This is a genomic window from Lacipirellula limnantheis (assembly GCF_007746075.1).
Classification (GTDB): Bacteria; Planctomycetota; Planctomycetia; order Pirellulales; family Lacipirellulaceae; genus Lacipirellula; species Lacipirellula limnantheis.
This window is the reverse complement of record NZ_CP036339.1, coordinates 370453-383132: the sequence shown is the minus strand read 5'-3', so window position 1 is coordinate 383132 and position 12680 is coordinate 370453. Positions and strand designations below refer to the sequence as shown.

General features: G+C 63.5%; 8 protein-coding genes. 1 reads left to right on the top strand and 7 read right to left on the bottom strand.

The annotated features are described in order from the left end of the window. Positions 1-37: 37 nt before the first annotated feature. Together I41_RS01520 and I41_RS01515 are read right to left on the bottom strand one after the other, a co-directional pair. Entirely contained in the window at positions 38-1003 is a 966-nt protein-coding gene (locus I41_RS01520; RefSeq protein WP_145430310.1) for a ribonuclease H-like domain-containing protein, read from the bottom strand. A gap of 104 nt (positions 1004-1107) precedes the next feature. Then, entirely contained in the window at positions 1108-3519 is a 2412-nt protein-coding gene (locus I41_RS01515) for a DEAD/DEAH box helicase (RefSeq protein WP_145430308.1), read from the bottom strand. 321 nt (positions 3520-3840) lie between these two features. Here I41_RS01515 and I41_RS01510 point away from each other — a divergent pair, with 321 nt between their 5' ends. Then, positions 3841-4245, top strand: coding sequence for a GlsB/YeaQ/YmgE family stress response membrane protein (locus I41_RS01510; RefSeq protein WP_145430306.1), 405 nt, complete (start codon positions 3841-3843; stop codon positions 4243-4245). 293 nt (positions 4246-4538) lie between these two features. Here the strand turns inward: I41_RS01510 and I41_RS01505 are convergent, their stop codons facing one another. The 5 genes from I41_RS01505 to I41_RS01485 all read right to left on the bottom strand — a co-directional run bounded on the left by I41_RS01505 (position 4539) and on the right by I41_RS01485 (position 12579). Further along, positions 4539-6320: a vWA domain-containing protein gene (locus I41_RS01505; protein ID WP_145430304.1), complete on the bottom strand. Its 1782-nt coding sequence runs from the start codon at positions 6318-6320 to the stop codon at positions 4539-4541. A 58-nt stretch (positions 6321-6378) separates the two neighbouring features. Further along, complete coding sequence (locus I41_RS01500) at positions 6379-6879, bottom strand: TadE family protein (protein ID WP_145430302.1); 501 nt, start codon at positions 6877-6879, stop codon at positions 6379-6381. A 26-nt stretch (positions 6880-6905) separates the two neighbouring features. After that, positions 6906-7379: a TadE/TadG family type IV pilus assembly protein gene (locus I41_RS01495; protein ID WP_145430300.1), complete on the bottom strand. Its 474-nt coding sequence runs from the start codon at positions 7377-7379 to the stop codon at positions 6906-6908. Between the two features lie 359 nt (positions 7380-7738). Beyond that, positions 7739-10417 (bottom strand): DUF11 domain-containing protein, encoded by a 2679-nt coding sequence (locus I41_RS01490; protein WP_168206605.1) that lies wholly within the window; start codon positions 10415-10417, stop codon positions 7739-7741. Positions 10418-10674: 257 nt separating this feature from the next. Then, positions 10675-12579 carry a BBP7 family outer membrane beta-barrel protein gene (locus I41_RS01485; protein ID WP_168206604.1) on the bottom strand — a complete coding sequence of 635 codons (1905 nt, stop codon included), beginning with the start codon at positions 12577-12579 and terminating at the stop codon, positions 10675-10677. Positions 12580-12680 lie beyond the last annotated feature (101 nt).

Genomic DNA, 12680 nt, shown 5'->3' with positions numbered 1-12680 from the left:
GCCTTTTTTGTTGCGCGCGTGTTCGCGTCAGTGGCTATCAACCCGCCAGTCGCATTGCCAGATCGAGCAACGTCACCAGGTCGATCGCGTTGTGGAGCAGGATCGCATCCATCTCACGTTCAAAACCGGTGCGTACGTACTCGTGGTAGGCGGCGGGAATCTGGCTGCCGGGGATGTCGTCGGTACGCGAGCGGCCGCAGATGCGCTGCTCCAACGTCTGCAGCTTGCAGTCGGGCAGTTCGCCGCGCCACCGGCGCCGTGCGGGATGGAGCAAATCGAGATGTGCCGGCGCGGGCGGCCGTTGGCCGCGGAAGAGTAAGTGCCGACGTGAGCGGTCGACGACCATCGGCCAATCGAAACTCTTCCCGTTGAAGGTGACGACGACGCCCTCAGCGTCGACGCGCTGCCAAAGACTGGCGAGCACGGCCGGCTCTTCAGAATAGTCGCGTGCGAAGAGAAGCTCGACGGTCAGCCGTCCTTCGATCGGCCTGAGCAGGCCGACCAGGAACAAGGCGCTCCCGCTCAGACCGCAGGTTTCGAGATCGAGCAGCAGCGCGCGTTCAGGAAACGCGGCAACGAAATTCTGGATGACAGCGGGCCTCTCCCCTCGTCGCGGAGGCGAGGGGGGCGCGGCGTGTACCGGCGCTTTTCCCACCTGCTCAGCCATCCCCTCCGAAAGGAGGGAGCCGGAGGCTCCACGCGCCAGGCGCGCGTGCCGTTTCGAGACGAGCGCTTCGCCGCCAGGCCAGAGTTCTTCCAGCGGCACGCAAACCCGCCAGTGCTCGCCACATCCATTGGCGACAACCTCCCCGCGCCGAACCAGGCCAGTGATCGGCTGCACCACGCCGGGCCGCAATGGCGAAGGCGCCTTGCCGCGCGTGTCGGCGTGAGTCGCTGCCGGCGCCGTTGCCGTGGGGAGGCGAACCGCCGGCGGCGCCGCGATCGCCGGCAGCGGTGCGCGGTTCAGCGATTCCAACCGTAGGCGTAAGCCGTCGTCAAACATGGGAAGGACGCGAGGAGATGTTTAGTGCTGCCAAATGGGCGCCCACTGAGTCCGACGCCTACGACCTTTCAACCGTCATCCAAGCATCATCGATGCATCCCGCATCAAACCCCAGCCGTAGCCGCCGCGACCCCGCTCCGCGCGCATAACAACTCCAACATCATTTGCGTTGCCGCCTTGTCAGGCATCGGGTGACCTCGAGTCAGGTCGAGATCGCTGTGAATCGCCGGGCGGTGGTTCGGCAGCCCGACGCAACTCGGGCAACCCGCTTCGCAGGGGCAGCTCGACACCATCTCTCGGCAGATCTCCAGCAACTGGTCGATCCGCGCAAAGCCTTTCTCGCTGTAGCCGAGTCCGCCGGGGTAACGGTCGTAGAGAATCATCGTCGGCTTCCCCGTGTTGTGGCTGTTGACGACGCCGCCGAGGTCGCGGCTGTCGCACATCGCAACGAAGGGCAGGGCGACGACGGCCAGATTGCGAAGGCCCACGATGCCCTCGCTCGCGCGGAGCCCTGCGGCCTTGAGGTCAGCGCGAACTGAATCGTCGGGCGTAAGCCACAGGGCGGTGGTCTGCAATTGCTGCGCAGGAATGTCGACGGGACCGAGACCAATGTTCTCGCGGGTGGCGAACTTGATCTTCTTGAACGCCACCGTCTGCCAACTGACGTCGACGTCGCCGTAGACCAGCGCCGCCCGCGGCACGGCGTCGCTCGTCGCGCGCGCGGCGGTGACGACGACGCTGCTTTCGAGCACCGCCTGCGTGTAGTAGTCGGTCTCTCGGCGTTCGACGTAAGCGATCTTGCCGTTGAGATCGAGCTCGCGGACGAGGTAGGTTTCGCCGTTGTGAAGGTAAACAGCCTCGGGATAGACGAGCTCCGGGGCGCTGATCGAATCGACGTTGGCGAGTACCGAGTGGGCTGTTACTGACTTTGGAACTTGCGACGGCGACCCAAAACTTCCCCTTTCCGTCTTCCCCCGTCCTCCTTCGACGAGCACGATGCTAAACGTATTGTCGCTCATGTGGCGGAGGCTGACGCCGATCGTGGGATTTTGGCCGCCGGGATGATAGTAAGCGCCGCGCACCTCGGCGAGTTGCTGCTCACGGCAGAGGGCGTCGATGATAGGCGCCGACAAGGGCCCGAACGTGGCAAGGTCGTCGTCTTCGAGCGGCAGTTCGAACGCCGCGGCCTTGAGATGCCGGGCCAACACGTAGGGATTGTCGGGATCGACCACCGCATGTTCGGGCGACTGGGCGAAGAAATACTCGGGCCGGCGGAGCAGATACTGGTCGACGGGGTCGTTGCCGGCGAGCAGCACGGCGAGGCTCTCGTCATGCCGGCGGCCGCTCCGCCCCGCCTGCTGCCAACAACTGGCGATCGTGCCGGGGTAGTTCACCAGCAGGGCGACGTCGAGCGAACCGATGTCGATGCCAAGTTCCAAGGCATTCGTCGCGGCCACGGCTCGCAGTCGGCCGGCAAATAAGTCTTGCTCGATTTCGCGCCGTTCGTTCGGTAGGTAGCCGCCGCGATACGCGCGAACCTTGTCGGCATGCTTCGAGCGTTTCGCATCGAGCGCGTCGCGCAAGTAGCGGTGAATCAGCTCGGCGCTTTGCCGCGTGCGAGTAAACGCGAGCGCTTGGCCCTCGGCTTCGACTGCTTCCTCCAGCCACATCACCGCGTCGTCGTTCGCGCTGCGGCGGGCGAGCGCGTCGACGCCCAGCGGAGCGGGGTTCCAGAGCGCGAAATACTTGCGGCCGCGCGGCGAGCCGTCGTCGTCGATCACGTCGACCTCGCGACCGATCAATCGGCTGACGAGCTCGCCAGGGTTCGCGATCGTCGCGCTCGTGGCCAAGAAAGTCGGCTCGCTGCCGTAGTGTCGGCAGACTCGCAGCAGTCGCCGCAGCACGGCGGAGACGTGGGCCCCAAGGATGCCGCGATAGGTGTGAACCTCGTCGATGACGATGTAGCGAAGATCGGTGAAGAAGTCGGCCCACTTCGGATGGTAAGGCAAGACCGACGCATGGAGCATGTCGGGGTTCGAGAGCACCAGATTCGCTTCATGGCGAATGCGGCGGCGTTGGGCGGTCGGCGTGTCGCCGTCATAAACGCCGGGGCGAATCGCGGCGGCGAGCTCCGCATCTCCCGCGGTGAGTTCGAGTAGGCCCTTGAGCTGGTCCTGGGCGAGTGCCTTCGTAGGGTAGAGATAAAGGGCCCGCGAGTTGGTCCCCGCCAGGGCAGATTCCAGAATTGGCAGGTTGTAGCAGAAGGTTTTCCCGCTGGCGGTGCCGGTGACCACCACCAAATCGCGACGGGCCCGAGCGGCCTCCAAGGCGGCGACTTGGTGTGAATAGAGCTGTTCGATCCCGCGGGCCGCCAGGAGCCGCATGAGAGGCTCTGGCAGCGGCGTGGCCGGCTCGGCGAACTTACCAGGGCGTTCCGAAAGGACCTCGACATGTTCGATCTGACCGGCATAATCGCGCCGGGCTCGAACTCGTTCCAGCAATGCTGCCACATCCATGGCGACGCCCCCTCCCTGCGATCAAAGCACTAAACAGCCGTGCAGTATACGATCGGCGGCGGGGCAAGGGCAAGCTGAGGACTGCCGGCAGACGCGATTTCGACGCTGCGGCGCCGCGCAGCATCAACGGGCGTGGTATGGGGGGCCGAGGTTAATTCGATGCTAGCACGCGGCGGAACTGGGGGGCGTTCGCCTTGTTGCGCTGCCGTGGCGGGTGCTACAGTTCCTGCCACGGAATACCGAGCAATAGAATGGGGACGTTACGCGTTGACCACGCCAACGCCTCGGCTCGAACGCCAATCAATGAAAAGTGGTGACGCCATGGAAGGCTTCGACGCAGCACAAGGGGTCGTCTTGAACGACTCGGCCCAGCAACTCGTCAACGACGTGCTGGTCTGGATCGGCTTCGGCACGGTGATCGGTCTGTTGGCCAAGGGGATCATGCCGGGCCGCGATCCGGGGGGCGCCATCGCCACGGTGCTGATGGGCGTCGGCGGCACCATTCTTGGGTGCGGCGTCGTCAGCTACTTCAACGAAGGACAACGCGTCATCCCCGTCAGCCCTCTGGGGATGGTCGTCGGTACCGCCGGCACGCTGCTCATTCTGTTCTTCTACAAGTTGCTGGGCGGCTACTACTTCCTCGAAGGCGAGTACGTCTCGAAAGCCAATCGCCTGCGACTCGGTTACTCGCGCCGACGCCGCAGTGCGGCGACATACGAAGACTGAATGAAAAAAGTCAGCGGTCCGCTGCCTGTCGTCAGTTGCGAATGCAAAGGGCCTGAAGCCCTCGCGTTAGCCGCAACTGACAACTGACCGCGGACCACTGACGTCACCGCCGAACGGCAACCGGCAGGCTGCAACCGAGACTTGGACACCGAGCATCTCGACCGAGCACTGCCGGCTGCCTTGCCGATGAACGTCGCGTCGGGCCAGATCGCGCGACGTTCTCCTCAAACAAATAACCCCGGCCTAGGTTGGCCGGGGCTACTTCGTGCCGGACCACCGACGCAGCATGAGCGTTAGTTTTCCGGGAACTCGTACACCAACTTCGCCGGCGGCACCTTCGATGCGATCTGCTTGAAGGCGTCTCGCAGCTGGGTCTCCATCGCGCCGACGGTGCTGCCGCCGGGGACGTTGATGTAGATGCCGCCGCCAGCAAAGGCGATGGCCGTCATCAACGCACGATCGCCGCCGGCGCCTACGGCGAGCGTGTGGAGCGTGGCCCCCCGATCGATCGCCTTACTCGCCTCCCAAAAGGCGTATTGCTTGAACTTGTCGGAGGTCGTGTAATTGGCGACTCCGTCTCCGTCGTAGTCGGTCCAATCTTTCCACTTGAAGCTGGCCGGCAAACTCCAACCGGACGGGCAGCGATTCGCCTGGCCGTCGGTCATAACGATCATCGTGGGCCTGGCGCCGAAGCGCGAGAAGCCGTCGTCGAGCGGATCGCTATCGACGCCAAGCAGTAGTTCGCGCCCCTTCAAGATACCGTCGCCCATGCCGGTGTAGTCGTCGTAGTGGCCGGCCTGGTGACGAACCTGAATCGCGTTGAGGGTGGCATAGTCAGCCGTGATCGGGTCGCTGCTGATGTCGATGTCGACCTCGCCATCGTGGTGATCCCACTCCTTGACCGCGTAGGTGCCGTAGCTGACGATGCCCACCTCGTCGCCGAAGTCGAGATCCGTCAGGAAGTCGAAGAACAAGGTGGTGCCCTGCTTCACGGCGTGAAAGGGATAATGGGGCGTCCGCCAAAGGTCTTCCGATTCATACCAGCCGTTTTTGCTGTTCTGCAGGTAACTGAGCAGCGTACGATAGCCGTACTTTTGCTTGTACGTTCCCGTGAGACCCTTCACGTAGGTGATGTACGCCTTCCAGGCCGTATCGTTTGCCGACGCGCTGAGCTTCGACTTGGGCGTACCGTTGCTGTTGCGGCCCGACTGCGGGAAAGGATACTTCGCCGATCCGTCGCCGTTGCGGGCATTGAGCTGCAGCGTCGTGAAGATGGTGTTCGTATCCGTGCTGGCCACGTAGGTGCCGGCTGCCGACTTCACCTGGCCGAAGCCGGTCGACGGGAACTTGCTGGTCGTCGTCGAGGGCCACTTGGGGTTCGCCGACTGCAGCGACGCCCACATTGCGTCGAGCTGCGCTTCGACCTGCGCTTGCGACAGTGCGCTGTCGAGCAGCGTGCTGTCGTCGTTCATCGACGCCGAGAAGTCGAGCACTACGACCAGGTCGCGGGCCTCGACAAACGCCGTCGCCGAGGCGGTGAGCGGCACCTTCGAGCGGCCGACCGCCCACCCGAACGCCAACGGCAGTTGCCCGTCGGGCGCCGTGACGTCTTCGTCGGTTTTGCGGCCGACGACCTTCACGACGTTGAAGGGCGAAGCGCCCCACTGGATCGGCCAGTTTCCCGACGCTTCGTCAAAGACGCGCTTGCCGAACGTCACGTCCTCGCCGGGATCGATGTAGAGGCCGTTCGCTTCGGCAACTTGAGCGGCCATCGCGCGGGCCTGCTCGACGGCGATCGAGTTAGCGTCGACGTTGGCCGAACCCTCTCCCTGCCCGGCGGCGTGAATGGCTGCCGAGATTTCTTGAGCGGCCGCCAACGCCGCGGCGTCGACCGCGTTCTGCATCTTCGTGCCGGTGAGCACCATTCGCCCGGCGTCGACCGAAAGGGCGACGAAGGCGAAGAGCGCGACCAAGCAAAAGCCGGTAAGGACGAGAATGATGCCGCGGCGCCGCGGCGGTGCGTTGAGCCGCCGCGGCGATAGGGGCGGCCGCTGGATGTCGGGTTCGAGTTTCATGGCAGGATCTCCGAGGAGCACGAGGGGCCGCGATCGCGCGGCGGGGCAGGAGGGGGGATTAGTCGTTCACGACCGCTCGACCATTGCGAAACGTGAGCGCGGCGTTGAGGCTGTAGTCGTTGGCGTCGCTCACCGGCGAGTAGCTGACGTCCGAATAGGGGACGTCGACGCGCACTTGAAACAGCTCAAGATCGTTGGCGGGATCGTCGAGGTTGAAATCTTGATCTGGGTTATCGGCGGCGGTGACTTTGACGTTTACCTTGTCGGGATTGATGTTGTTCGAGGCGAGATAATTCTTCACGTCGTCGACGAGCTTTTGATTGGCTGTCTTGCCGCCGAGCATCATGCCCGAGCGATCGAGCGCGGCGAACCGAGCTCCTTCTCGCGCGGCGGTTTCCAGGCAGTTCTGCACGCTATAAACGCGCGACAGTTCGATGAGTCCGACAATGATCGCCAGCAGCAGCGGCGCAATGGCGGCGAATTCGACGGCTACGGCGCCGCATCGTGCGGCTGACGGGGTGCGACGTTTCCAACGTCGTTGAAAAGCGGCGGGGGACATGGCATGGGCTTCCTATGTAGTGGACATCACTCGTGTCGCATAAAGGCTTGGGCGTCGAGGGTGACGCCGGCCAGGAAAGGCATGGGAAGCACCGAGACGTCGTTGTAGTTGACGCTGGCGCGGACGACGAACATTTGACGAGGCTCGGCCTCGGAAACTTCAATCGGGGGAAGGGCTTGCACCTCGGCGTCGTTCGTCGGCCAGACTCCTCCGGAATCGAGCGAACTGGCGTCTTGGACGTAGATGTTGACCACGTTCGGATCGATGGCCGAACCGAGCGTTTGACGAACCTTCTCGACGACTTGGCTCGTGTTCGGCCCCTGCATCGAACCCATCCGCGCCGCCGTGCGGCAACCGCTCTGCAGGAGATTGATCACCATCGTCGCGTGACCGAATTCGATGATGCCGAACATCAGCAGCACGAAGACCGGCAGCACCACCGCCGCTTCGACGACGGCGGTGCCGCGGCGCTGCGACGCTGGTTTTCGCTGGTTCCGCATGGGGTAACCTCGGCAGGCGAGTTCTGCGCGCCGGCGGCAACGCTGACGAGCGCGCAGCGGCGAACGCTGGGCGACGCAGGTTTGACCGAGGCGAGAAGAGTTCGTGGCAGGATGGATGAGGGCGTGACAAGGAGGGGCCGTAACCCCTGCCCGGCGACGAGCCGCCGCCATCGCGACAGGCGCATGGCCGGGCATTACAACCCTAGGTCACGAACCGGGTTTGTGCCGCTCGCAACTGTGAATTACTTCGAATTTTCAGGCAGACTTGGCCCGTAAGCATTTTTCGGAGCGCAATAAAAAAGCCGTTGACTCGCCCGACGGCGCGTCAACGGCTGACCGTCGAAATGCTTGTGCGAGGACTAGCGGTAGAAAATCGGCCGGATGAAATCAACCTTGCTGGTTGTGACGGCCAGTTCGCCGAAGTTGTAATCCTTCGCCGCATAACCGCTGTCGAGCGTGATCTGCTGGATCGAGTCGGCGTCCGCGTTGTCATTGCCGACGGTGTCGAGGCCCAAGAATCCGTTCTTATTGATCAACATTTCGCCCAACAAATTAAACGTGTTGCCGACCGTGTCCTTGCCGTCCTTGTACTTGGTCGGCTGCGTCTGATTGACATGGTACGTACCCGGAACCAGGTTGGCGAAGCTGTAGTAACCGTTCGCGTCCGTCACCGTTGTCCGCGTTACCGACGCGCCGAAGATATCCGTACCAGTCAGCGTGAGAATCACCGCGGCAATGGGCTTCTCGCCCCCGTCCTTGATGCCGTCGTTGTCCTTGTCGACGTAGACGTAGCCGTCGAGGCTCGCGGGGTCGATCTTCACCACCGTCGGCTCCGCGTCGTGATTGTTCGCGTAGGTCGTCTCTTCTTCGTTCGCCGAGACGACCACTTCGTTCAGTAGCGTGCCCGTGAAGTTCTGGTTCACTTGCACGGTAATCGTGAACGTGACCGAGGCCCCCGCGGCGAGGCCTCCCAGGTCGTACGTCAGCTCGCGGCCGTTGACGCTCACCGCCCGCGACGACGTGAGGTACGTGACGCCTGTCGCCGGCATCGTGTCGACGACCGTGACGCCAGTAGCGCTGGACGGACCGTTGTTGACCACGGTGACGGTGTAGGTGAACGTTTCGCCTGGCTTGACTGGATCCTTACTGTCGATCTTGTCGACGGCGAGGTCGATCTTCGGAACGATGGGTATCTCGACTTCGTCCTTGTTGTTCAGGAGATACTCTTCGTCTGGTGCGCTGACCTCGGCCTTGTTGAGCAGCGTGCCGGTGGCGTTGGCCTTCACGTCAACGCGAATCTTGACGAGGATGACCTCGCCCGCGGCCATGTTCCCCAGGCTGCCGGTGATCTTGCCGCTGGAGTGAGTGAGATTGATGCCCGCCTTGTCAACGGTGAGCGACTTGTAAGTCACGCCGGCCGGCAGATCGTCGACGAACGAGACGTTTTGCGCCGTCGAGGGGCCATCGTTGATGATTCGCACCGTATACTCGAGTTCTTCCAGCGGCGAGGCCGAGGTCTGCTCGATCGACTTGTCGAGCACTAGGTCGAACCCGAAGAATCCGAAGTCGACCGTGTTATTGGCCGCAATCAGCGAGAGCGCCTGGCTGACGACGCCGTAGCCCGCCAACGCGACGCCGTTGTCGTCGCCGTCGACGCCGTTGTCAGGATCGACCGCGCCGCCAGTGCTCGACTTCAGGCCCTCAAGCGCCTGCCCGGCGTTGAAATTGGACGAATCGACCTGCACGATGTAGTGACCAGGCAGCAAATCGGTGAATTGGTAGAAACCCGTGCCGTTGGTGTTGGTCGTGGCGACGAAGGTATCGACGCCCGGGGTGAATTGATTGTTGGCGTCGACGTCGCTGTAGAGATTCAGCTTGACGCCGCTGATTCCTTGCTCACCGTTGTCGAGTTGGCTGTTGTTGTTCGCGTCATTCCAGACGCGGTCGCCGAGGTTGATCTTTTCGTACGCGGTGAAGTCGGCAGTTTTCGTCGTCAGTCCGATGACGCCCACCAGCGATACCATGCCGTCGACGGCCGTGACCCCTTCGAAAGTCAGCTCAATCGCACCGACGCTGCTGAAGTCGACGCCGCCGCCAGCGCTGTTGCTAGCCGGACCGGTGAAGTTGAAGGTCAGCTGGGCCGTCGCCGCGCCGCCGTTCGTTTCCGGGACCGTCGCCGTGAATTCCGTCCACTTGCCGGCGTTCGTGTAGACCTTCAGCTTGACGACGCTGTTGGGATGATCGGCGCCGACCTTGAGCACGACGCCAGTCATCGTGTTGCCGTTGAACGAGGTAAAATCGAGCCCGCCCAGGCCGGTCGGGTTTAGCGACGTGGCGCTGCCGTCTTGGCCGTCCCAAACGACTTTGGCGTTCCCTTTCACCATGCTGCCGCTGGCGAGCCGGAGGAAGCCGCCGCCGCTGATCAGCGAAACCGACGAATAAATGTCGCTCCCTTCGGTAAGCACAACATGCAGGTCGCGCTCGCCGCCCAAGACGCCCGTGTCGGCCTTGGTGGAATTGTCGCTCGAAGGGAGCGGAGGCGCCGCGCCGGCGATTTGGTTCGACTCGAAGTCGTCAATCGTCTGCCCGATCGTTCCGTCGGACTCGGCCGCGCTGATGTTGATTTCCTGCAGACCGCCGCCCGCCTTGGTTTGGAAGGCCGACGGCAGCGTGAGCTTGGCGAAGTACTTGCCGGCGCCAAGCCCGGTGAAGCGGTACTGCCCCAGCGCGTCCGTCGTGGCGATGCCGCCGACGACGGCGTCGCCCACGTCGAATGTGCCGTTGCCGTTGTCGCGGTAAAGTTGCACCGTGGCGCCGGCGATCAGCGTATCATTAGCCGCATTGTCGTCATTCTGCACGTCCAGTCGCACTGTGCCGACGATCTCGGCCATGTCGGCGGCCATCATCTGCCGCGATTCAAGCGACTCGAAGCCGAGCCCTTTCCGCCGGCGGGTTCCCTTGGCAAGCGTCAGTTGACTCGCGCGGGCCGGCTGGAACATGCGGAAGAGCGATTGCGGATTAAAACGCAGCGGCGCCATGCGAGCACCCTCGACAACGAGTGGACAAAGAAGGGAGGACGACTTTGGAGTGTTATCGGCCACCCGCGGCCGCTTAATCCGCACAGATTCCCACGAGCCGGACGATTTCCGCGCACCGCGCCAGCACCCCCAGTCGACGGGAAGCGCGAAAGCGCCAGAAATGGAAACCGCCCGGCGAAAACACCACATTTCGCCGGGCGTCGTGACGTGACAAGCGGATGGAAACTCAGCCAGGAGCGCTGCCCATGCTGGCGACGCTACCACTGATACTCAAGGCCCGCGCTCAACCCGTGAGCCCAGAAATCGTTCTGGCGAAAGCTGAACTGCGGACGCGCCGGCAGACCGTCGGCATCGGGCGGGTTGGCGAACGGCAGATTGCCGGGGTTCACTTCCGGATCGATCTGGTCGCCCGGTCGCACGACGTTGCTCCAGTAGACGAACGTGTAGCCGCCGGTCAGCTTCAATCTCTCAGTGAGCTTGTAACCGAGCGTGACGCCCAGTTGCGGTAGGACGCTCAGTTCATTCCGTTCGTAGTTGCCGATATTGCTGTCTTGCGCCAGCAGACCGCCGCTCCGCGTCTCCGGATCCTCGCCCGGCTCGGTGCGCGTGGTGCTGCCGCTAATGTTGACGCGCTGCCGCGTCGAGCCGACTCCCAGCTTCGTCAGCGCCTCGAGCGACCAACGGCGATAGTCCCAGTCCCAGATGAACCCGATTTCGCCGCCGACGAACTCGTTGTTGACGTTGAATGCATCGTTCACCTGGAAGGTCGTCCCAACGTCGGTCGACGGCGCGATGACCTCAAGGTTCTCTTGAATCGCGAGCCCCTCCTGCAATTGGGCCCAGCGAAAGCCAAAGTAGACGTCGGTGTGTCGAGTTCCCTTGCCGAACAACGTCGCGCACGGCCCGCCGCCGACGCCCGCGCCGCAGCCGCCCACTTGACTGCCGCAAGTGACCGGATCGCCGCAGCACGTTTGCCCGCTGGCGCAGCAGAGATTCCGCCGCAAACCAATTCCAGCCGACTGGAATTTGCTGTCGCTATTGACCACGACCGACCCTCGGATACCGGGAAACGAGACGTCTTCAACCGCGTTCAATCCCGTGGTGGCGTCGATAAAGGGACGACCGACGATCGGAAACGTGCCATCGCCCCCGTCGTTGAATTGCTCGCTGATTTGCCCGAAGCCGAAGTATTCGCCTTCGATGGCCGTTTGACCGTAGTCGTCCAGCCAATAGCCGGCGCGGACGCGGCCGCCGCTGCGCACGCCGTCGAGAATCGTTTGATTGCCGTAGACGACGAACGCATTGCCGAAGACTTGAGCTGGCGGCGGATCGGGATTCGTCACCGCGTCGCCGCGCACCACCAGCGGCGGAATATCCATCCCGTCGGCCCACCAGGCGAGATATTCGCCGCGCACCCACAACACGGGCCGCGAACCGAGTCCGCAGCCTCCTTGCGCTTGGCAGACGGCGCTGCCGCAGCTGGCGCATCCTTGCAAATGGGGGCCTTCGGACTCGTCTAGATAAAGCGGGTCTGAACCTTCCGGCAGATTGATCGGATTGCCCGCGGCGTCGAGCCAAGGTCCTTGCTGGCCCTCGACCATCGACTGCGGTTGGGGAATGGGATCGGGCAAAGGCTCCGCGGGAATCGCTTCCGCGGCCGCGGCCCCATCTGCTAACGTCGGTTCCCCGGGCGTCGCCGGTTCTTCGGCGGCCGCCAAGCGAACATCGCCGCCGCCGACCACGGCCCCGGCCGGGCGCGCAAGTTTAGGAAGCTCCAGTTGACTCGCCAGCAGCGTGTGCCCCGTATCGCGGCGAACGGTGATCGTTTGGCCTAGATAGCGATCGAGATTGACGGTCGGCGTCGGTTCGACGTAGCGCTGAATGCCGCCGTAGCGGTCAATGAGCACATACGGCGGGTTGCCGTCGTCGGCCTTTGGATTGCGGGCCAAGCGAGCGGTCCACTGCGGTCGAACGGATGCCTTGCTCGGCTGGCCGCCGAGTGCGTTCTTGACCGGGCGCATTGATCGGCTGCCGTCAGCGGCGGAATCGAAAAACGAATCGATCAACTCGCCCGCCGCCCGATCGGCGTCGCGAACGTTTCGCCGCGCCGGCGCCTGCTGCGCTAGCGCGACGCTAGCCGCCGAGGCAAGCACGAAGGCCATGAAGGCGCTCCAACAAACGGCCTTGCTGAGCCGTCCCGAGCGCGCGGAGGTACATCCCTGGTTCATGGGGTTCCATCCCTATCGCAGCGCCGGGCCAAGGC

Bases quoted from the DNA above. Each gene is read 5' to 3' on its own strand.
- I41_RS01520 (WP_145430310.1), bottom strand. From the start codon at position 1,003: ATGTTTGACGACGGCTTACGCCTACGGTTGGAATCGCTGAACCGCGCA.
- I41_RS01515 (WP_145430308.1), bottom strand. From the start codon at position 3,519: ATGGATGTGGCAGCATTGCTGGAACGAGTTCGAGCCCGGCGCGATTAT.
- I41_RS01510 (WP_145430306.1), top strand. From the start codon at position 3,841: ATGGAAGGCTTCGACGCAGCACAAGGGGTCGTCTTGAACGACTCGGCC.
- I41_RS01505 (WP_145430304.1), bottom strand. From the start codon at position 6,320: ATGAAACTCGAACCCGACATCCAGCGGCCGCCCCTATCGCCGCGGCGG.
- I41_RS01500 (WP_145430302.1), bottom strand. From the start codon at position 6,879: ATGTCCCCCGCCGCTTTTCAACGACGTTGGAAACGTCGCACCCCGTCA.
- I41_RS01495 (WP_145430300.1), bottom strand. From the start codon at position 7,379: ATGCGGAACCAGCGAAAACCAGCGTCGCAGCGCCGCGGCACCGCCGTC.
- I41_RS01490 (WP_168206605.1), bottom strand. From the start codon at position 10,417: ATGGCGCCGCTGCGTTTTAATCCGCAATCGCTCTTCCGCATGTTCCAG.
- I41_RS01485 (WP_168206604.1), bottom strand. From the start codon at position 12,579: ATGGCCTTCGTGCTTGCCTCGGCGGCTAGCGTCGCGCTAGCGCAGCAG.